Source organism: Taibaiella lutea, assembly GCF_008629695.1.
Classification (GTDB): domain Bacteria; phylum Bacteroidota; class Bacteroidia; order Chitinophagales; family Chitinophagaceae; genus Taibaiella; species Taibaiella lutea.
In genome coordinates, this window is the sequence record NZ_VWSH01000002.1 from 652,445 (window position 1) to 671,965 (window position 19,521).

The following is a 19,521-nucleotide window of genomic DNA, read 5'->3' on the forward strand; positions in this document are numbered from 1 at the left end:
TTTTATTAATTTTTATTGTTCGGCCAAAATGGGATTGGTCACAAAATGTTTGTCATTTAAAGTATTCAGGAAAGCCAGAATTTTTGTTTTTTCATCCATTGTCAATGGAATACCATAAACATTGTTTTGTTGTAATAGCGAGTCCAATGTCGGCATAGCGGTAACATGATTGACATATTGATCCAGAACAGCATCCAGTGTATAAAAACGACCGTCATGCATATAGGGGGAAGTGTACTGAAGATTGCGCAAAGAAGGCACTTTAAATTTGTATTTATCGGCCTCATCTAATGTAACGGCATAACGCCCTACATCTCCATTGTATCCGATTCCTATGCCATTATTACGGAAACTATTATCGCTGAACAATGGTTCTGTATGGCATTGCGAACATTTTTGTTTATAAATGGAATAGCCTTCCTGTTCTGCTGCTGTAAAAGCAGGGCCTTCATTTCGCATGATGCTGTCATATTTCGAATTGCTGCTTATACACATCAGCATGAACTGTGACAAGGCTTTCAGGAAATTGGCGCTTGTAATAGTACTGCTTCCGAATGCGTTCTGAAATAATGCCGGATAATCTTTATGCTGTTGCAATTTCTCAATTACATGCTGCATCGTCTCATCCATTTCCTCAAAAGTTGTAATTGGAGCAATAGGTTGTAAATCCAAATCGAAAATACCGCCATCTGCCATGAACGACTTGCTCCAGGCAAGATTCATGATGGCAGGTGCATTCCTTTTTCCCAATCTGTCATCTATGCCATGGCTGATGTCATGGCCATGATGCGTAAAGCCAGCCGACTGTATATGGCAACTGCCGCAGCTTATAGTGTTGTTCCTGCTGAGTATGGGGTCATAAAAGAGCTTCCGGCCCAATTCAAAGCCTGCCTTGGTTATTTCATTTGTTTCAAAATGATAAGCAGGAGCAGGGAAATTGGAGGGTGTTTCAAAACCCTGAAAAGGTATTTCTACCTTCTCAGGAGCATCTTTATGACAAGCCGCAACAATCAGCATCGATACGCAAAGCGTGAATATGATGATGCTTTTTATTTTCATGACTATTCGTTTTCAGTATGGTCATGACGGAACATAGTAGCATAGTTATTGGCAATGTTTACACTGTAATCGCTAAACATTACACTTGGGTTTGCAGCAATGCTTACTGTTGTAGCACCACTCAGCACTTTATCAATGTCAACCATCAGGTGGATATTGCTTTTTTTGTCTTTACGAACCAATGCAGGTCCCCTTTCCGTCAAATCGAGCGTAATGGTTTTTATATTATTGATAGTAGGGCTGCTATAACCGCCGAAGCCACCGATATGATACCTGAAAATATGCTGGCCGCTGCCGTCAACTGGTGCAGCGGAAGAGGTTCCTTCCATTTTAAAGAAGATATAACCGCTGTTCCAGCCCCAATACAAACCATCGTTTTCAGGGCTGGCAGGATCAAGCACACCGGTGCGTTTGCTGACATCCATTGTGCTGCGCAGGCTGTCAATACCAACAGTAAAAGCCAGCGATGTATAATCGCCTTCCGGTACATTTACAAGCGCTTCTTCGTGGTCTTCATCGCCTTCTTTTATTAAAAAGTAACTGTTATCCTGTGGTACTACATATTCTGTTCCGTCCGCTTTCCTGACTTTGATATTGCTGATGTAATATTCCAGAAGGGAGATTTTATAATCTTCACCGGCAGCATTTGTATAGGTTTCGGAATTAAGGATAAGGTTTTTACCTCCGACAATATTGTCAAATTCTATCGATAAAGGTGCGAGATCTTTATCATCGAAAACGGGTTCTTTCTTTTCTTTTTTACAAGATGCAAAAACAGAAAGTAAGGATATAGATAGTATAAAAAGTTTGTTAATTGTTTTCATTTTTAAAATTATTTGAGATTGTAGTATAGTCTTGAATTGGATAATGATATTCCGACGACAGTTTCTGACACAATCATTAAATCTTTCCTGCAATGCAGGAAACGAGACATCGTTGGCATACTATAAATTTATAGCACGACTGCAATGCTTCCTTCGCCGGCAGGACAAAAGGGAGTAATGAGTGAATTATATTACCTGTCTAATGAATCAAATCATTAAACGAATACCATAAAGATGCTACTGCATTAATGCAGCGCAATAAAAAGAAAGATGCTATACTACAGCAGGTGGGTGAAAACAAGACGCAGACCAACCTACAGGTTGACCGATAGATAAAGGGTGGGGGATTTTTTCTTTCAATAAAGTGTAGAACGATGATTCAATATTAAAATTATTGGCCTGGCAAATCATTACAATTTCCGAAAAAGAAGAACTTTTGAGTGGATCTTTTTTATCCTTTTCTTCTTCAGCTTTTAATTTTTTACCTAACTGACATTTACCGTCACAATGCATTTGAGGCCTTGCTTTGTTGACGCAATAACGTTCGTAAGCCTGTTTGTTGGTATAGTAGCTCAGCAAAATGATTCCCCTGCTCATACTTTGAGTAAAGATTGCTAAGGCTAACAATATGACAACCGGAACTTTCAAGATTTTGTAAATGTTGTTGCTTGTTGGATGACAAAGGTAACTATTGATTACTTTCCATTCAAAATTTTTCTGACTGTTTCAACAGAAGGAAGTTCGCTAAATGTTCTCAATTGCTTTCCCGAACTGCTGTAAAGCACGATGAATGGGAGTTGCGTGAAATCATAAGCCTTGTGCATCTGATGGTTATTATCCTGTACAACAGTAAGGTTGTTTACGTCATATAGCCCTGCCATGTCTTCAAATGTCCTTAAAGCCGGAATTTCTTCAGCACTTACCATCCATATAATTGCAGGATATTTTGCAGCAGTTGTTTTTAACTGCATGGCAGTATGTTCGCAATGATCGCAATCTGAACGGAAATAAATCAATAACAAAGCCTTTCCCTTCGGAATGTCTTTTTTACCAACCGCTTCTTTGTCTGTATTTAAAAAATGAAAATCAGGTAATGCTTTTTGTTGGGAACGGCTTGTATAAGGCAATAACATCAATAATGCAAAAAGGACGCGGATACTCAGGTATTTCATTTATTAATGGCTTAAGATTTTCAATTTTACCTGTTCAATACGTGTATCCGTTACCAACATAATTTCAAACTCATAATTGTCTATAATGATGCGTTCCTTTTGTTTCGGTATTTTTTCATGACTTGAGATAATAAGTCCGGAAAGGGTTTCGGCCTCATCAGCCGGTAATTCCAGCTCATATTTTTCGTTCAGGTAATCTACCTCCAATCTGCCGGAAAAAAGATATTCGCTATCGTTAATCTGTTTTTCGGTATATTCCTGAGTGCCATATTCGTCTTTAATATCGCCAAATACCTCTTCCAGTACATCTTCCATAGTAACAAAACCCGCTGTTCCGCCAAATTCATCCACCACCCATCCGATGCTTTTGCGCTCTTTCGTGAATTTATGCATCAAATCGATAGCGCTCATAGTTTCCGGAACAGTCGGAATAGGATGTAAGATTTCCTGGATGCCATTTGGCCTGCGGTTCAGGTCAAGATGATGTGTATAGCCAACTACATTGTCCAATGTTTCATCATAAATGACGATTTTAGAAAGTTTGGTATCGACAAAAAGATTCCTTAAATCTTTGATAGATGTTTTAATATCCGCTGCGGTAATTTCGTTTCTTGGCGTCATGCATTTACGTACCTTAATTTTCGTAAGGTCAAGCGCACGGTCAAAAAGCTCTTTATTGGATTCATCCCAGTCAACTGCATTACCATGTGTGGCCTGCTTTAAGAATTGCACGGTATTGGTTCTTTCAAAAATACTCTCCTTTTTATTGATGCGGACATTGAATAAGTACTTCAGGATAAACTCTGAAACACCTACAAAAATATTGGCGAATGGCGCAGTAACATCACAAACAAGATTGATAAACTTACTCCATGTGTTTAATTTGGCTTCCGGATAAAATTCAAAACCGCGTTTTGCAATGACACCGATACTGCCTAATATGATAAATGTTGCCAGAATAAAATCAATTATTAAGTGCAGATAAAAAATAGGATTCTGGAAGTTGTCGACTTTAAAATAAAAACCGCTTTTGCTGATATATTTATCTTCTAAAATAGAAGTCAGTTTTGAGAAAAACAAACAGAAACAAACCAATGAAATATAGAACCCGATTACAGTAGCACTCCAGAATTTCTCCGGATTATCAAAAAACGAACCCAGGATCTTACCGGAGGTATGACCCTGTTTTCTCTTAAGTTCAATGGTAAGTTTGTTGGATGCCAGATAAGCATATTCCACACCTGTCAGTATAATTATCAATAATATACAAATAACGGCCAGCGTAATGGTTACTCCCATAGGTTATAATAGCGTTTGTAAAAACAAAAATAGTCTTTTTATGGTAACAACAGTTCCTTGAAAAGCGTTCAGTCACATGCCCGGTTTCTCTGTTTTGGCAATGGCATTCAGATAATGTACCTTTGCATCCTTTTTTAGAAAATTATGATAAGCCGTAGAAATATAAGAGTGAAGGTAATGCAAGCCATTTATACATTAGATGCCTATGCTGTTAATCCCGCCGAAAAGGAAAAAGGCGAAAAAGCACCTTCGCTTGAAGAAAACCAGAAAACAGGCATTAAAGTATTGGTGGAAAAATTCCACCGTTCATCCGATGTATTTGCCTTGCTACTGCTTTATGTAAGCAAAGTGGCTCAATATGCGGAGACGAATGCGCGACAAAGAGCATCAAAATATTTGCCTACTGAGGAAGATATGGTCGTGAATACCAAAATTGCAGGCAACAGCTTTCTTTGGGATTTATTGAATAACAATACTTTTCAGGAAAAGGTAAAAGAAGATAAAATTGAACATTTTATTGACGAAGAATGGGTGAAAAAACTGTACACATCGTTAATCAAATCGGATATTTACAAAGAATACATCACCGAACAAAGTCGTTCCAATGCCACCGAAAAGCAGATTATGCAACATATATGGCGTAAGGAAATGTTGGAAAACGAAGATTTTCAGGAGTATTTGAATGATGAATGGAGCGGTTGGGAAGACGATAAAGAAATGATAGTCATGCTGATAGATAATTATTTCCGGAGCCCTAAAAATGTGAATTTTCTTCAGTTTATTTCAGCTGAAAAAAGGGAATATGCTTATAGCTTGCTGAAAACTGTTTTGGAAAAAGATGATTATATCATGGATCTCATCAAGCCAAAGTTGAAAAACTGGGATGCGGAGCGCGTAGCCATCATTGATTTGATTTTGTTGAAAATGGGTATCGCAGAATTACTGTACTTTCCTACTATCCCAACCAAAGTAACGATTAATGAGTTTATTGAAATTGCCAAAAACTACAGTACACCTCAAAGCGGACAATTTGTAAACGGCGTTTTGGATAATCTTCTGAAAGAACTTACTACCGCCAATAAGATTAGAAAAGTAGAAAGGACAAAATAAAATTATATAACACTTAAAGCTGCCAACTTTTCAAAAATTGGCAGCTTTTTTTATAGTCGTATATTTCGTAAAGAAGCCTGTAATGGCTTACAGGCTTCAGGTTGAATAATAGTACAGAACTGATTTTTTTATAATTTAAAAGCTCTTTATTACATTTTCGCATTCATTCTTTGTATGGCTTTGTCATAAACCACATTGGCATTATTGATTTTAGCTAATTGATACATGCGCAGTGCATTCGCAAATTGCGATTTATCTTCATAAATACGCCCGATATTATAGTAAGAGCCTGCCCTTACAACATTTGCATTAGAGCCACGAGCCAATGTTATTGCTTTCCTGTTAGCCCATATTGCTTCTGCATTTTTACCTGCCTTTTTATATGCAAGGCCAAGATTCCCATAAGCTTGCCCGTAATTTGGGTCTTCCTGAATAGCCTGATTATAATAGCTTATAGCAGTCTGGTAATCTTTTCTGTGATAAGCATTTTCTCCTTCCGCATTAAGACTTTCAGCATTGCTTATATCATAATTCATTGTCGCGGTTATGGCGTCATGTGGATGCAACATAATATTATTTACCTCACTCGCATCCAGATTAATTCTGTTCATAGTATTGATATCTTCCATTTCTCCATTTGCATTTAACTTAAAAACGGTCCAGAGATTTCCTTGCATATTGCGTGGAACATAATAAGTACGCACCAATGATGACCCTATATACACAAAAACTTTAGCCTGGCTATTGCTTAAATTCATTGTATTCGGATTCTTTCTGTCCGAGTAATCATGAATGGAAAATATATATTCCTGACCATTATTCTTTTGTTCAATTGTTATGGTTTCAGGACCATAGCTATTTATGTCATCCACATCAAGATTAGCATTGCTTCCTTCTTTATGGTCCCAGTATATGTGATTGCTACCATAAGCAAGATGCGCATCAAGGTCGCTTGGGGATGCTCCCCAACTTAACACAATACGCATACCATCAAGATTTTGCATGGTCGGGCTTATGGCATAAGTAAGATTATCGCAGGGACATTTGGCTACCAGCGTGGAGTAGCCTGCTTTCTTGATAATTACAGTAGCATTATTATCATCATTAAAAGAAGCATTAATATGCACATTCCCATTTAGGTCTGTACGGCCAACTACAGTTTGAGAACCGTTTTTTTGTAACAGCACTTCCGCATTTTCGATCTTTTTATCCTTTATAGTGGCACTTAATACCTGAATGGTCCTTTGTTGTGCCGTTGCAAGGAAAGTCGTTAGGAGCAGAGAAGATGTCAATATTCTTGTTTTGTTCATGTAATATCTTTTGTTGCCAATAATACAATCATATTTTATTAAATGGCTGTTTTTGCGTTATTTTAACCTTTTATTCAATTTTAATAGTCGGTGCTTTAGTATGAAAAGGTTTTGAATTTGGATTGCTTCCTTGCTTGCCTTAAAACATTTAATCCCTACCTTTGCACCTCAATTTAAAAATAGATTAAAAAAATGACAACAACCTTTGCAAGTGTAATACTTCAGGCACAACCGGGTGGTGGCGCAATGATGCCGATTATGTTAGTTGGTATGATTGTAGTTATGTATTTCTTCATGATTCGTCCTCAGCAAAAACGTGCTAAAGAACAAAAGAAATTTACAGAAGGTACAGGTACAGGCGATAAAGTTATTCTGACTTCAGGTATTCACGGCCGTATTGTACGTACGAATGATGACGGTACTGTTGCTGTTGAAATAGATCGTAATACAACCGTTACTATCGAACGTGCTGCTATTTCTATGGAAATGACAATGGCATACCAGAAGAAAAACGGCACCAACACCACAACACCGGTAAAAGCTTAATTTATTTTAGAGCATTATTGAAATAATATGCTGAAAGTAGGACTGACAGGCGGTATCGGTTCAGGCAAAAGCCTGATAGCTGAAATGTTCAAACTATTAGGTGTTCCTGTAATACATGCAGATGTTACAGCCAAATACCTGATGGAACATGATGAAGCCCTGAAAGCCGCTATCTCAAAATTATTTGGTGAAGAAGTATATGAAAACGGCCGGCTCAACCGGCCGTTTTTAGCATCTCTTGTATTTAAGAATAAGCAAAGACTGGAAGCCTTGAATGCATTGGTACATCCGGCAACAGTGGCGTATGGTAAAAAATGGTTTGCAGCACAAAAATTCCCTTATTCCATTAAAGAAGCTGCCATATTTTTTGAAAGTGGCACTTATGTGGAAATGGATAAAATGATTGGTGTTTATGCACCTGCTGATTTGCGTTTGAAAAGAGCTATGGAGCGTGATGCTGTTTCTGAAGAAGAAATCAGAAAACGTATGCAGCATCAGATGAATGAAGAAGAAAAAATGAGCCGTTGTGATTATGTCATTCAAAATGACGGAACTAAATCTATCATTGAACAAGTATTGGAACTGAATAAAGTTTTAATTGAAATTTCAAATTGTAAATAAATTTAAATAACAGATTATATCTGACATTTAATATCTAAAATCTGATATGGCATTATCAACTGAAAGCAATAATTTGCTGAATATTTCTTCCCTTATAGATATGGAGAATGCGCGTGTGGCAATTGTTGCCACCGAATGGAATGACAAAATGGTTGCGGCGCAAATAGAAGGTGCAAAGCGCATTGCTCAGCAATGTAATTCGGTTATTACACACGAAATATATGTTCCCGGAAGCTTTGAACTGCCATTTGCATGCAAAGCTGTATGGGATAGTAATAAAATTCTTTCTGAAGCGCCGGAAGCTATTATTGCATTCGGAGCAGTTATAAGAGGCGGCACGCCACACTTTGAATATGTTTGTAAAGCAGTTACGGAAGGCGTTTTGCAATTGAACCTGACCTTGCCAATTCCTGTTATTTTCGGTGTGCTTACACTAAATACGGAAGAAGAAGCCTGGGAGCGGCTTGGCGGAAAACATGGCCACAAAGGTGAAGAGGCAATGATAACCGCCTTGAAAATGATAAAAATGAAAAATGAGTTATAAATAAAAACGGAGCACATTGTGCTCCGTTTTAGTCTTTTATTAAATGTAGAATTATTGCAATTCGCATTTAATTGTAGAACCACCTGAAGTTTGTTGTTGGTTACAAGCAGTTTCAGCGTCAGATTTTTTAATGTCGTTCCAAGTTACTCTCGCTACTTCAGTACCATCTAAAGTACATACACAAGTGTAATCACCTTTTTTAGAACAAGAAGTGAAAGCAATAGCAGCTACAGCTACAACAGAGAAAAAAGTCGCAATTTTTTTCATGGAAATCAATTTAAGATTTTAATGTTAAGAATACGCAAATGAAAGAATTAATTTTAACAAAACAAAATATTTTGCAAAATCATTTTAAATCTATGCATTTTTATTGCATGTTACGCATAATAAAACCTGTTTGTGCTTCGTCTCGATTTGTTTTACCTTTGCGCTCCAATTGATATAAATATTATGTTCGCAGTACGTCGATTTATTGTTCTGAACCGCATCTGGATTGCGGTAGCACTTTTAGCTTTAGGGTTTTATCTTGGTTTTGAAGTTACCTGGTGGCTTGGTTGGCTGCCAATGTTAATTGCTGTTCTGATGGTAGTTGCTCATTTTATGGTTGGTCCGGTTACTATTATGCAACGGTATATTGAAGAAGGAGATGTTGAGGGTGCACAAAAAATCATTCAGCGGGTTAAATATCCTAATCTTCTTTACAAACCTATCCGTTCGGCTTATTATATGTTAAAAGCCAATTTTTCTACTATGAGTGATGATTTGGATTCGGCGGAAGCAGAATTACGCAAAGGTTTGGAAATGGGTGGCGCAGACAAGGATTTTCAAGGTACCGCTTTATTGCAGTTAGGTTCTATAGCTTATCGTAAAGGCAATATGAAAGAAGCGTCCGAGCATTTAAGAAAAGCAGTTCAGTCAGGTTTGCCTGATGCCGACAGCAGTGCTACAGCATATTTACAATTAGCTTCCATTGCATTGCAGCGTCGTGACTTCAAAGGTTCTAAATTTTATTATGGTAAAGCAAAAGCAGCAAAACCTAAAAATGAGCAGATTGTAGAGCAATTGAATGAAATGAAAAAATACATGGCTCGTATTCCCGGTTAGTAAGGTTTATGAAAATAGAAGAGGGGCTTGATTATTATTACAATGAAGAAGGCAAAATGGTGCTGACAGCCCATTATTTGTTAAACAGAGGCTACTGTTGCGGTAATGGCTGCAGGCATTGCCCTTACGATTATCTTCAGGTGCCGGAGCCCCGCAGAACGGCACTATTAAAAGACAGAAAAGAAGACAATAGAGATACTGATTAAAATTCTCCTTTTGAATTAAAAATATTTTCCGGTAAGCTTTGTAGCTTTACCGGAATTTTTCTCTTAATTATCTGCTGTTTTGAAAACATCTATCTACGATTTGATTTATGACATTGTAAGGCATATACCCAAAGGCCGTGTTACTTCATATGGTGCAATAGCCCAAAGTATTGGTACCGGAGGTTCTGCACGTCTGGTAGGGTGGGCTATGAATGCTGCTGCCAATTTGCATGACGTGCCTGCACACAGGGTAGTAAACAGTAAAGGGCTTCTAACCGGGAAACATCATTTCGGAGGCGATACAATGCAGCGGCTTTTGGAGGCAGAAGGTATTCTAATCAAGGATGATCAGGTTCAGGATTTTGATAAAGTATTCTGGCATCCGAATGAATTAATTGACTGAAAATAATGTTTATTTATTTTTTGTCTTTCATTGTGTTCATTTTTTCTTTCTCGCATAATATACCATTTCTCCAAGTTATCATTTGATTAATAAATTGTAAACAGATACTTTTGCGCTCACAAAAAACATTCAGTGAAAAGTATTCTTTACAAAATAATTACCGCCTTTGCTTTAATATTTGGCGTGTCTTTCTCTTACGGTCAAAATCTGAAAACAGATATACAAAGCCTTAATCTGAACGGCAATCCAAATTTGCTTACAGATATGATTGATACTTCTACCCGCATTGGTAAAAGTATGTTGACCATATATAATAAATTTGGGAATATTGGCTTTAGCGGTTATATCCAGCCCCAGTTTCAGGTTGCGGAATCAAAAGGTGCGCCTAATGAATTTGAAGGCGGCACATGGCCGGTGGCTGTAAGCAATCGTTTCAGAATCAGGAGAGGCCGTATCAGAACGGATTATACGCATTATACAGATGAAGGAAAACCTTCGGTTTATTTTTTGGTGCAATTTGACGGAACAGAGCAGGGGCTCAATATCCGTGACTTATGGGGGCGTTATTATGAAAATAAATTTGAATTGTTTCACTTCTCAATGGGTATGATGGCGCGCCCGTTTGGTTATGAAATTCTATTATCTTCTATGAACAGGGAGTCGCCGGAAAGAGGAAGGATGTCACAGACTTTAATGAAAACCGAACGTGATTTAGGTTTTATGGTAAGTTTGAATCCGCGTAAGGCAAGTTCAAAGTTTAAATGGTTTGCCATTGACCTGGGAATATACAATGGACAAGGCTTAGCCGGTCCGCAGGAATATGATAATCATAAAGATGTAGTTTTTAGGATTAGTTCCAAAAGGCAAACCATTAAAGGGTTGAATGCTAAAATTTCCGGTGGTTTGAGTGGATATATCGGCGGTATTACCAATCAAAGCACTATGTTGTATTCCATGAAACAGGAAGATGGCATCTGGAAAATGCAGACGGATTCATTGTCAGGTAATATAGGCAAGAATGCATCACGCAGATATTTCGGTGCTGATTTTCAGATAATATTCCCCAATGCAGAAGGGCAAACCGAATTCAGGGCTGAATATATAAGAGGCCAGCAAACAGGAACACTTTCCAATTCTGCTTCTCCCGGTACTTATCCTGTCGATGGAACCGGCAAAAATCTGCCTTTAGCCATTCGTTCATTTGATGGTGCTTATATTTATTTCCTGCAACATCTGGGAAGCTGGCATCATCAAATCGGATTGAAATTTGATTGGTATGACCCCAACAAAAAGGTAAGTGGTAAAGAGATTTCAAAAGATAACGGATTGACTGCAGCCGATATACGATACAATACTTTTGGCATTGGTTATATTAATTATGTCAATCCTTATTTGAAACTTGTTTTATGGTATGAGCATCCGGTAAATGAAAAAACATCTTTAACCGGATTTGAAAAAGACCTGAAAGACGGCGTTTTTACTGCAAGAGCGCAATTCAATTTTTAAAAATTCAGGCGATTTAAACAAAAGACACAGCATGCTGTGTCTTTTGTTTTTTAGCGAAATCACCCGGATTTTTAAACAATTTTCCCGCCGGAATACACTCAATATTAGTCAATTCAATTCCTTTTCATTTCTTTATCTTTGCCATCCGATATGAAAAAAAGATTAGCGATACTTGGTTCAACAGGCTCGATAGGTACGCAGGCTTTGGGTGTTGTAGATGCCCATCCTGAGTTGTTTGATGTGGAAATATTAAGTGCTCACAGCAATGCGGATTTATTGATTGAACAGTCGCAAAAGTATAAACCAAATGCCGTAGTCGTTACAAATGAAAATGCTTACGAAAAAGTAAAAAAAGCATTGAATAACACGGATATCAAAGTTTTTAGCGGAGCAAATGCCCTTTGTGATGTAGTGCAATGGGATACGGTTGACATGGTTTTGGCAGCAATTGTTGGTTTTGCCGGATTACATTCTACTATTGCAGCAATCGATGCAGGCAAGCAGGTTGCCATTGCAAATAAAGAAACATTGGTGGTTGCCGGGGAAATTGTAATGCAAAAAGCAAAGGAAAAAAACATTCTTCCGTTGCCTGTTGATAGCGAGCATTCTGCTTTGTTTCAATGCATGATTGGCGAGCATCTTGATTCAGTAGAGAAAGTGATTCTTACGGCGTCCGGCGGACCTTTTCTTGGAAAGAAAACCAATTTTCTGGTAAATGTAAAGAAAGACCATGCTTTGCAACATCCTAACTGGGTGATGGGTGCTAAAATTACTATTGATTCAGCAACTCTTATGAATAAAGGCTTGGAGATGATTGAGGCCAAATGGTTATTTGATTTGCAAAACGACCAGATTGATGTAGTAATTCATCCGCAATCTATCATTCATTCATTGGTTCAATTCAAAGATGGTTCGTTGAAAGCGCAAATGGGATTGCCCGATATGAAATTGCCTATTCAATATGCACTGGCATTCCCGCAAAGGCTGAACAATGATTTTAAAAGATTCGATTTCAAGGATTTTCCCAAACTGAATTTTGAGCAACCCGATTATAAAACATTCCGTAATCTTGCGTTAGCTAAAGATGCCATGTATAAAGGCGGAAATGCTACCTGTGTGCTGAATGCAGCAAATGAAGTGGTGGTTCATGGGTTCCTTCAGAATAAAGTAGGCTTTCTGGAAATGAATGACATTATTGAACGGGCTTTGAATGATGTTGCATTTATTGAAAAACCAACCTTACAGGATTTAGAAGAAACAGATGCGGCTACAAGAAGACTTACGGAAAGCTTGCTGAAAGGCAGCCAGCTTTACAATTAAAATAATTTATATTCAGCCGGCAATTCCTTTAATGATTGCCGATAAAAAATTTATAATTCAAAATATTTATGTCCGGAACTTTGATAATGATAGTACAGTTTCTTATGGCGCTGTCTTTATTAATCGTATTACATGAGGGTGGTCACTTTTTCTTTGCGCGTTTGTTCAAGACAAGAGTAGAAAAATTTTACCTCTTTTTTGATTTCCTTTTTCCTTTCAGCAATATATTGCCCTTCTCATTGTTTAAAAAGAAAATTGGTGAAACACAATGGGGCATTGGTTGGTTTCCTTTGGGCGGTTATGTGAAAATTGCGGGGATGGTGGATGAAAGCATGGACAAAGAACAATTGGCCAAGCCACCGGAACCATGGGAATTTCGTTCTAAAAAGCCCTGGCAGCGATTATTGATAATGCTTGGCGGTATTATTGTAAATGTGTTACTGGCATTCGTGATTTATGCCATGATTTTATTTGTGTGGGGAGAAAAAAGATTACCGCTTTCAGAAATGAAAAACGGTATAATGGTTACGGATTCTTTGGGTTATGAAATAGGTTTTAAAGACGGCGATAAAATTGTTTCCGTTGACGGCAAAACATTTAAATATTTTGATGAAGCAAGATCTGAATTGCTTTTTGCAAAAACAGTAGAAGTAAACAGGAATGGTGTTTCAAAGACTATTCAAATGCCTGAAAAATGGATTGGCAAGCTTAAAGACAATCCTGTAATTGCCGTGGCTTTTCCTACAGTCATAAGTAAAATAACATCAGGTACCGGCGCTGAAAAAGCAGGCTTACAGCCGAAAGACGTTCTTGTAAAAATTGACACTGTAAATACGCCTACTTTTATTGCTTTTAAAGAAGAACTCAGAAGGCATAATAAGCAAATCGTAGATATTTCTTTTATCAGAAATGGTACGATGCAAACTGCAAAAGTACAGGTAAGTGATACCGGAACACTTGGTTTTCAGACTACCAATGACATGGATGACTTTGTTAAATTGAATCTTTTCAAGGTGGATACCCGTAAATACGGTTTCTTTGAGTCTTTTCCTGCCGGCGTCAACCTTGGAGTTGAAACTATTCAAAAATATTGGAGGCAATTAGGATTAATTGTTCATTTTAAAAACGGTGCTTATAAACAAACAGGTGGTTTTGCTTCCATGGCAAAAATCTTCGGAACGGAATGGGATTGGCTTCATTTCTGGAGTATTACCGCTTTCATTTCTATCGCATTAGCCATCATGAACTTATTACCAATTCCGGGACTTGATGGTGGTTATGTAGTATTTACATTAATTGAAATGATTATAGGCAGAAAAGTAAATGAAAAAGTAGTGGAAGTAGCTACCACAATTGGTCTGGTGTTATTACTCATTTTAATGGTACTGGTGAATGGTAATGATGTTTTAAAGATGTTTAAGTAACGATATAATATTAATAATAGTGTATTTTAGGAATCCTGCCGCAAACGGCAGGATTTTTTGTTAATAATGATTAATTTAGCTTGAATTGAACCACCACTTTAATCGAATGCCATCTACTTTAAGATCCTTTTTGGTGCTTTTATTTCTTGCTATTGCTTCTCATGCAACTGCACAGGACTATGCTGCCACCTTAAACGAATTGAGGAATCAGAAGAGTACAGATGCCATGAATCAGCATAATCTTCCATTGTATCTGAAATTAGCACATGAAGAATATGATTTAACGAGCCGGCATTATGATACGTTGGGTATGATAAGGGCTTATGTAAAGTTAGTAGATTACTATACCAACATCCGGTTAAACAACGATTCTGCTAATCTTTACAGAAACAAAGGTCTCTATTGGGCCAGATTAAATAAAAATATTGAATACGAAGCAGATCTCAGATATATGCAGGCTGCTCAATATGTCGCAAATGGAAAGTACGTGGAAGCTTATGCTTTGTATCAGAGTCTTGATTCAGTTGTTTTAGCTAATAATTTTGATTTTGCACCTTTCTACAATAAGTCCTATGCTGAATTACTGTTATTTTTGAAGGAAAAAAAGAAAGCTATTGTCAGGATGCAGATGGCAGCTTCAGGTTTTGAAAAACAGCAGGATCCTCAAAGTGTAGCCGTAGTTTACGTAAATGTTGCCGGACAGTATTTTCAACTTGGGCGAACAGATTCTACATTTTTCTATTTAAATAAGGCACTTAAAATTAATCAATCGCTTAAAGATACGGTTGCAATTGCAGAATGTTATACACGTTTCGGCCTTGTATATGCCAAAGAAGGACAACCTGAAAAGGCGAGAACGTATTATAAGCTTGCTTTTGATTTAAATCCGGCCAACCCAAGCAATCAGTTAGTAACAAATTATACAGAGGTTTTAATATCAGAGGGGAAATTCGAAGAAGCAGAACATTTACTTTTTGATTTAAAAAAAACTGAAAATGTTGTAACACAGTTGTCGGCGCTTAAAAGTCTGATCCGGTTGCGGGAAAGTGAAGGAAGATATAAGGATGCTCTTGCACTTTCAGAAGAGTATAATGAAAAAAATCAGGAGCTGCTGGATGTTGAAAAAATCAGGCAGATTGAAGAGCTGCAAACTCAATATGATGTTGCCGAAAAAGAGAATCAAATTAACTTATTGCATGAAAGGAATGAACACCAGGCAAAGACACTTTTTAAAAACAGAATAATTTTATATATAAGTCTTGGTTTGTTTTTAATGGTGCTACTGACCGTTTTTTTAATGTTCAGAAACAAAGCAATAAGGCTTAAAGCCGAACAGATTTTGCTGGAACGGCAATTGTTGCGTTCACAAATGAATCCTCATTTTATTTTTAATTGCCTCAGTAATATACAATCAACTGTTTTGCAGAAAGAGCATATAAAAGCAGCCAGTTATATTGCTACTTTTTCAAAACTGGTGCGCAATATTTTAGAAAACTCTACGCAAAGCCACGTTACTTTTTCAAATGAACTTACTACACTTAACGACTATCTGGTTTTACAAAAAATAAGATATAATGACAGATTTGACTATGAAATTACGGTAGATGAAGAAATTGAAGAAGATATGGTATCCATTCCACCAATGTTATTCCAGCCTATTGTTGAAAATGCCATAGAACATGGCATCGTTGAAAAGACAGACGGATTTATCAACATTCATTTTCAGCAACATGACAATTACATTCATTGTACGGTGATAGATAACGGAGTTGGTTATGGTAATAATATTAATGTATCAAAATCGGAATCTGCAAATAAAAAAGTATCCTTGTCAACACAAATTACCAAACGAAGATTAGTTATATTATCAAAGTACCTGAAACAAACTTTAGATTATAAAATTACTGTCTTGAACAACGAAAAAGGTGAAGCAGCAGGAACTAAAGTTGAAATTGACATACCTATTTTATCATAACTCCAAAAGATGAACGTAATAATTGTAGATGATGAACAGGAAATAAGGGAAGGTCTGGAGATTTTACTTCAGGAATACCCTTTTGTGACAGTGGTGGAAAAAGCTTCAAATGTAATAGAAGCAAAACATAAAATAGAGCTATACAAGCCCGATATTGTATTTTTAGATATTCAACTAAAAAACAAAACGGGTTTTGATTTGCTGGACCAATTGGAATATCTTGATTTTCACCTGGTATTTGTTACAGCATATAATGATTATGCGCTGAGAGCCTTTAAATACAATGCTTTTGATTATTTACTGAAACCGGTTGATCCTATAGAGCTGGCCAGTACATTATATCGACTGAAAGATACTACGTATTCCGGTAAGCAATTAATACAGCAATCATTGCAAAATCATGACATGAAAAGAGTTGTGGTTAAAACCACAAAAGAAATTTTTATTATTGAATTAAGCGATATTGTAAGATGCGAAGGCAAGCAGGGTTATACCTATTTTTACCTGAATGACAATAAAAAAATATTGAGCTCCAAGACGCTTAAGGAATATGATGACATTATGCCTGACGAAATATTTGTCAGGACGCACCAATCTCATCTTGTTAACCTGAATTATGTAGCGCTTTATAGTCGTGATGGTACCATCATTATGAAAAACAAGGAAGAAGTTCCGGTTTCTGTAAGAAAGCGCTCTGAATTTATAGAACAATTCAGGCAGTTTAAAGCTGCACAATAAGAATATTCAGCCTTTTTTCTACGAATATTAGATAGAATCAAACGAATATTGATTCTGTCATTGCTATCGGCTCCCCATATTCTACTTTTACATCAGTAAACAAAACACGGCCTGATATTAACCGCAAGAATTTTCAATATGTTTTCATTTCGGGAAATCTTAAAATTCAACCGGCAGAATATAAGGAAGTATGAACCAGGTTTAACCGATGTGAAATATGATAAGCCAATCATTTTTACTGCCTTTTAATAAAGCAGTTCAAGAAATTACTGACATAGAATATTTGAATGTCAATACGAAAAACCTAATTGTTTTTCCTTTGTCTGCCAATGCAGCGCAACAGGAAATTGCAAAGAAAAATATTTTCAATTCGTTTAAGGCCCTTTTGCCATCTGATATTAAATCAAAGCCGGTTCAGCTCACATTATTTTGGGATAAGAGTCAGCTTCAGATTTGCAATCGTGGTATATTTTATTTTAATGACGAGACTATATTGCCGGTTCGGTTTACTCCTTCTGAAGCATTGAATACATGGCATAGTGAATTGCTTGGGGATAAAACAGGGACTTTCTACTTTATTATGAATGGGCATCAGTGCAAAAAGCATGTTTATAATGAGATTTATCCGGAAAAACATCCTTTTGATGACATGGGAGCATGGATATATAAGCTTGCTCCTCTGGAATATAAAAATTCAGGTGACGCCAGTCTTAAAGCAACTTTTGTTGCACGGTACAGAGAATTGAATGTGCAGCAGGCAAGTGTAAATATAGAAAAGTTAAAAAAGCAATGGTCTGAACTTTTATTTACAGCGAATTTGAAAGGCAATGCTGCTTTGGAGTGTAAAGAGGTTTATAATACTTTTCAGGAAGAAACCGGCCTTGCATTTCCTGAAGAATTAAAGATGATGCTTGATAACTGTAATGGCGTAAAAGCGTTTTTAAATAATACCGAATTTTTATCCGGCGACAAGGTATTGGAAGAGTGGAAAAACTGGAAAGCCATTTATCAAACTTCTAACTACATGAATCTGATAGATGAATATCAATATAAAAACAGGAGCGAAAAAACAGTGCCGATGTATGTAAATCCATTCAGGATTCCATTTATTACTGATGGCGGAGGGAATTTTATCGGCATAGATATGTTACCGAACTGGGCAGGAAAAATTGGTCAAATCATTGCATTCGGAGTTGATGAAATGGCAATAAGGTATGTGGCATCCGACATGAATGATTTCTTACAGCAATTTCTTGATGGTAAGAATCCTATGAATAATGATAAACTGAAAAGGCCTGTTACTATGTATGTTTAGGTAATACCTTTTAAAAATATAATTGCTTATCGTTCTTTATCCGGTTCGGTAAGTTGAAAGATAAAGCGTGGTGGTTCGCGTTTTGGGTGTTTGGTTTATAAGAGTTGTCCCAATTCATTTGGGTTGGGCGCTCTTTTTTTTGTCGAAGAAAGGATGTTTATAATTCGATTTATGCCCTCTTGATTGTTTTTGTATAATGGTTAAATGAAATCCTGAACTTTTCTAAGTTTGGGATTTTCCTTTTATTGGATTTTCAACTTATCTGTAAACACTTTTTTGAATTTATCAAGCTTGGGCTTAATCACCATTCTACAATAACCTTGCTCATTGTTTTCGTTGTAATAATTCTGATGGTAATCCTCAGCCTTATAAAAAATAGTATATGGTCGCACTTCGGTTACTATCGGGCTACTATAAGCATGTTCATCATTCAGGCGTTTGATATAATAATGCGCTTTTTCTTCTTGTTCAGGAGAATGATAAAAAATAGCAGAGCGGTATTGAGTGCCCATATCATTACCTTGCCGGTTAAGCTGAGTAGGATCGTGCACGGTAAAAAATACGGCTAACAACTCATCATAAGAAATCACAGAAGAATCAAAAGTAATATTGCAAGCTTCAGCATGGCCTGTAGTGCCGTTACAAACTTCTTTATAAGTCGGATTGTCGGCATGTCCGCCTGTAAATCCTGACTCTACTTTTGCCACGCCTTTTAACTGTTGGAATTGTACTTCGATACACCAAAAACATCCTGCCGCAAAAGTTGCGATTTCTTTGTTCTGTTCTGTCATTTATCTTCCCGTTTATTATTTATTTCTGCAAAAGTACTTTAATGCGCAATATTTATTTTGGCAGAAAATAGCAAAGCTAAAGGCACTATAGATAAAGTTGATTTTAGAAGTTGGTGAAGTTCAACGACGATTTTGTTTATTGAAAATATGAGATTATTTCGTTATTGAATTGTCTTGAAAATAGCTGTGGCAAAGGCTTTTGAAAGATTTTTTAAAATAGTTTCACTTTTTTTTTGCGAATTGAAATGAATGCA

General features: G+C 36.8%; 21 protein-coding genes. 13 read left to right on the forward strand and 8 right to left on the reverse strand.

Features of this window, described 5'->3' with window-relative positions; all coding sequences use genetic code 11:
• Nucleotides 1-12 precede the first annotated feature (12 nt).
• The 5 genes from F0919_RS09900 to F0919_RS09920 all read right to left on the reverse strand — a co-directional run bounded on the left by F0919_RS09900 (nucleotide 13) and on the right by F0919_RS09920 (nucleotide 4,354).
• Entirely contained in the window at nucleotides 13-1,059 is a 1,047-nt protein-coding gene (locus tag F0919_RS09900; protein ID WP_150032583.1) for a cytochrome-c peroxidase, read from the reverse strand.
• Nucleotides 1,060-1,061: 2 nt separating this feature from the next.
• Nucleotides 1,062-1,883, reverse strand: coding sequence for an MbnP family protein (locus F0919_RS09905; RefSeq protein WP_150032584.1), 822 nt, complete (start codon nucleotides 1,881-1,883; stop codon nucleotides 1,062-1,064).
• 273 nt (nucleotides 1,884-2,156) lie between these two features.
• A complete protein-coding gene (locus F0919_RS09910; protein ID WP_150032585.1) occupies nucleotides 2,157-2,480 on the reverse strand; it encodes a hypothetical protein in 324 nt (107 codons plus the stop codon).
• Between the two features lie 98 nt (nucleotides 2,481-2,578).
• A complete protein-coding gene (locus tag F0919_RS09915; RefSeq protein ID WP_150032586.1) occupies nucleotides 2,579-3,055 on the reverse strand; it encodes a TlpA family protein disulfide reductase in 477 nt (158 codons plus the stop codon).
• 3 nt (nucleotides 3,056-3,058) lie between these two features.
• Nucleotides 3,059-4,354 carry a hemolysin family protein gene (locus F0919_RS09920; RefSeq protein WP_150032587.1) on the reverse strand — a complete coding sequence of 432 codons (1,296 nt, stop codon included), beginning with the start codon at nucleotides 4,352-4,354 and terminating at the stop codon, nucleotides 3,059-3,061.
• Between the two features lie 144 nt (nucleotides 4,355-4,498).
• Between F0919_RS09920 and nusB the strand changes: the two genes are divergently transcribed.
• Entirely contained in the window at nucleotides 4,499-5,464 is a 966-nt protein-coding gene (nusB, locus tag F0919_RS09925) for a transcription antitermination factor NusB (RefSeq protein WP_150032588.1), read from the forward strand.
• Nucleotides 5,465-5,613: 149 nt separating this feature from the next.
• On the opposite strand, the gene F0919_RS09930 is transcribed toward nusB, so the two are convergent.
• The gene (locus F0919_RS09930; protein ID WP_150032589.1) at nucleotides 5,614-6,774 is read right to left on the reverse strand and encodes a tetratricopeptide repeat protein; all 1,161 of its coding nucleotides are present in this window, start codon (nucleotides 6,772-6,774) and stop codon (nucleotides 5,614-5,616) included.
• Between the two features lie 192 nt (nucleotides 6,775-6,966).
• Here F0919_RS09930 and yajC point away from each other — a divergent pair, with 192 nt between their 5' ends.
• The 3 genes from yajC to ribH are packed head-to-tail and all read left to right on the forward strand — an operon-like array spanning nucleotide 6,967 to nucleotide 8,485.
• Entirely contained in the window at nucleotides 6,967-7,320 is a 354-nt protein-coding gene (yajC, locus tag F0919_RS09935) for a preprotein translocase subunit YajC (protein WP_150032590.1), read from the forward strand.
• Between the two features lie 27 nt (nucleotides 7,321-7,347).
• Entirely contained in the window at nucleotides 7,348-7,941 is a 594-nt protein-coding gene (gene coaE / locus F0919_RS09940; RefSeq protein WP_150032591.1) for a dephospho-CoA kinase, read from the forward strand.
• A gap of 46 nt (nucleotides 7,942-7,987) precedes the next feature.
• A complete protein-coding gene (ribH, locus tag F0919_RS09945; protein WP_150032592.1) occupies nucleotides 7,988-8,485 on the forward strand; it encodes a 6,7-dimethyl-8-ribityllumazine synthase in 498 nt (165 codons plus the stop codon).
• 51 nt (nucleotides 8,486-8,536) lie between these two features.
• Here the strand turns inward: ribH and F0919_RS09950 are convergent, their stop codons facing one another.
• Entirely contained in the window at nucleotides 8,537-8,752 is a 216-nt protein-coding gene (locus F0919_RS09950; protein ID WP_150032593.1) for a hypothetical protein, read from the reverse strand.
• A gap of 183 nt (nucleotides 8,753-8,935) precedes the next feature.
• On the opposite strand from F0919_RS09950, the gene F0919_RS09955 reads away from it, so the two are divergent.
• The 9 genes from F0919_RS09955 to F0919_RS09995 all read left to right on the forward strand — a co-directional run bounded on the left by F0919_RS09955 (nucleotide 8,936) and on the right by F0919_RS09995 (nucleotide 18,476).
• Nucleotides 8,936-9,589, forward strand: a complete 654-nt coding sequence (locus F0919_RS09955) for a tetratricopeptide repeat protein (RefSeq protein WP_150032594.1) — start codon at nucleotides 8,936-8,938, stop codon at nucleotides 9,587-9,589.
• An 8-nt stretch (nucleotides 9,590-9,597) separates the two neighbouring features.
• Nucleotides 9,598-9,795: a DUF5522 domain-containing protein gene (locus F0919_RS09960; RefSeq protein WP_150032595.1), complete on the forward strand. Its 198-nt coding sequence runs from the start codon at nucleotides 9,598-9,600 to the stop codon at nucleotides 9,793-9,795.
• Nucleotides 9,796-9,874: 79 nt separating this feature from the next.
• On the forward strand, nucleotides 9,875-10,198 hold the full coding sequence (locus tag F0919_RS09965; protein WP_150032596.1) for an MGMT family protein: 324 nt from the start codon (nucleotides 9,875-9,877) through the stop codon (nucleotides 10,196-10,198).
• Nucleotides 10,199-10,330: 132 nt separating this feature from the next.
• Nucleotides 10,331-11,704, forward strand: a complete 1,374-nt coding sequence (locus F0919_RS09970; RefSeq protein ID WP_235903488.1) for a porin — start codon at nucleotides 10,331-10,333, stop codon at nucleotides 11,702-11,704.
• 150 nt (nucleotides 11,705-11,854) lie between these two features.
• On the forward strand, nucleotides 11,855-13,024 hold the full coding sequence (locus tag F0919_RS09975; protein WP_150032597.1) for a 1-deoxy-D-xylulose-5-phosphate reductoisomerase: 1,170 nt from the start codon (nucleotides 11,855-11,857) through the stop codon (nucleotides 13,022-13,024).
• 68 nt (nucleotides 13,025-13,092) lie between these two features.
• Nucleotides 13,093-14,448, forward strand: a complete 1,356-nt coding sequence (gene rseP / locus F0919_RS09980; protein WP_150032598.1) for an RIP metalloprotease RseP — start codon at nucleotides 13,093-13,095, stop codon at nucleotides 14,446-14,448.
• Between the two features lie 106 nt (nucleotides 14,449-14,554).
• Nucleotides 14,555-16,423 carry a tetratricopeptide repeat-containing sensor histidine kinase gene (locus F0919_RS09985; RefSeq protein WP_150032599.1) on the forward strand — a complete coding sequence of 623 codons (1,869 nt, stop codon included), beginning with the start codon at nucleotides 14,555-14,557 and terminating at the stop codon, nucleotides 16,421-16,423.
• Between the two features lie 9 nt (nucleotides 16,424-16,432).
• The gene (locus tag F0919_RS09990) at nucleotides 16,433-17,161 is read left to right on the forward strand and encodes a LytR/AlgR family response regulator transcription factor (protein WP_150032600.1); all 729 of its coding nucleotides are present in this window, start codon (nucleotides 16,433-16,435) and stop codon (nucleotides 17,159-17,161) included.
• A 217-nt stretch (nucleotides 17,162-17,378) separates the two neighbouring features.
• Nucleotides 17,379-18,476 carry an SMI1/KNR4 family protein gene (locus tag F0919_RS09995; RefSeq protein WP_150032601.1) on the forward strand — a complete coding sequence of 366 codons (1,098 nt, stop codon included), beginning with the start codon at nucleotides 17,379-17,381 and terminating at the stop codon, nucleotides 18,474-18,476.
• A gap of 242 nt (nucleotides 18,477-18,718) precedes the next feature.
• Here the strand turns inward: F0919_RS09995 and msrA are convergent, their stop codons facing one another.
• Nucleotides 18,719-19,267: a peptide-methionine (S)-S-oxide reductase MsrA gene (msrA, locus tag F0919_RS10000; RefSeq protein ID WP_150032602.1), complete on the reverse strand. Its 549-nt coding sequence runs from the start codon at nucleotides 19,265-19,267 to the stop codon at nucleotides 18,719-18,721.
• Between the last annotated feature and the right edge of the window lie 254 nt (nucleotides 19,268-19,521).

Coding starts and splice junctions, on each gene's coding strand:
- F0919_RS09900 (WP_150032583.1), bottom strand. CDS start 1,059: ATGAAAATAAAAAGCATCATCATATTCACGCTTTGCGTATCGATGCTG.
- F0919_RS09905 (WP_150032584.1), bottom strand. CDS start 1,883: ATGAAAACAATTAACAAACTTTTTATACTATCTATATCCTTACTTTCT.
- F0919_RS09910 (WP_150032585.1), bottom strand. CDS start 2,480: ATGAGCAGGGGAATCATTTTGCTGAGCTACTATACCAACAAACAGGCT.
- F0919_RS09915 (WP_150032586.1), bottom strand. CDS start 3,055: ATGAAATACCTGAGTATCCGCGTCCTTTTTGCATTATTGATGTTATTG.
- F0919_RS09920 (WP_150032587.1), bottom strand. CDS start 4,354: ATGGGAGTAACCATTACGCTGGCCGTTATTTGTATATTATTGATAATT.
- nusB (WP_150032588.1), top strand. CDS start 4,499: ATGATAAGCCGTAGAAATATAAGAGTGAAGGTAATGCAAGCCATTTAT.
- F0919_RS09930 (WP_150032589.1), bottom strand. CDS start 6,774: ATGAACAAAACAAGAATATTGACATCTTCTCTGCTCCTAACGACTTTC.
- yajC (WP_150032590.1), top strand. CDS start 6,967: ATGACAACAACCTTTGCAAGTGTAATACTTCAGGCACAACCGGGTGGT.
- coaE (WP_150032591.1), top strand. CDS start 7,348: ATGCTGAAAGTAGGACTGACAGGCGGTATCGGTTCAGGCAAAAGCCTG.
- ribH (WP_150032592.1), top strand. CDS start 7,988: ATGGCATTATCAACTGAAAGCAATAATTTGCTGAATATTTCTTCCCTT.
- F0919_RS09950 (WP_150032593.1), bottom strand. CDS start 8,752: ATGAAAAAAATTGCGACTTTTTTCTCTGTTGTAGCTGTAGCTGCTATT.
- F0919_RS09955 (WP_150032594.1), top strand. CDS start 8,936: ATGTTCGCAGTACGTCGATTTATTGTTCTGAACCGCATCTGGATTGCG.
- F0919_RS09960 (WP_150032595.1), top strand. CDS start 9,598: ATGAAAATAGAAGAGGGGCTTGATTATTATTACAATGAAGAAGGCAAA.
- F0919_RS09975 (WP_150032597.1), top strand. CDS start 11,855: ATGAAAAAAAGATTAGCGATACTTGGTTCAACAGGCTCGATAGGTACG.
- rseP (WP_150032598.1), top strand. CDS start 13,093: ATGTCCGGAACTTTGATAATGATAGTACAGTTTCTTATGGCGCTGTCT.
- F0919_RS09985 (WP_150032599.1), top strand. CDS start 14,555: ATGCCATCTACTTTAAGATCCTTTTTGGTGCTTTTATTTCTTGCTATT.
- F0919_RS09990 (WP_150032600.1), top strand. CDS start 16,433: ATGAACGTAATAATTGTAGATGATGAACAGGAAATAAGGGAAGGTCTG.
- F0919_RS09995 (WP_150032601.1), top strand. CDS start 17,379: ATGATAAGCCAATCATTTTTACTGCCTTTTAATAAAGCAGTTCAAGAA.
- msrA (WP_150032602.1), bottom strand. CDS start 19,267: ATGACAGAACAGAACAAAGAAATCGCAACTTTTGCGGCAGGATGTTTT.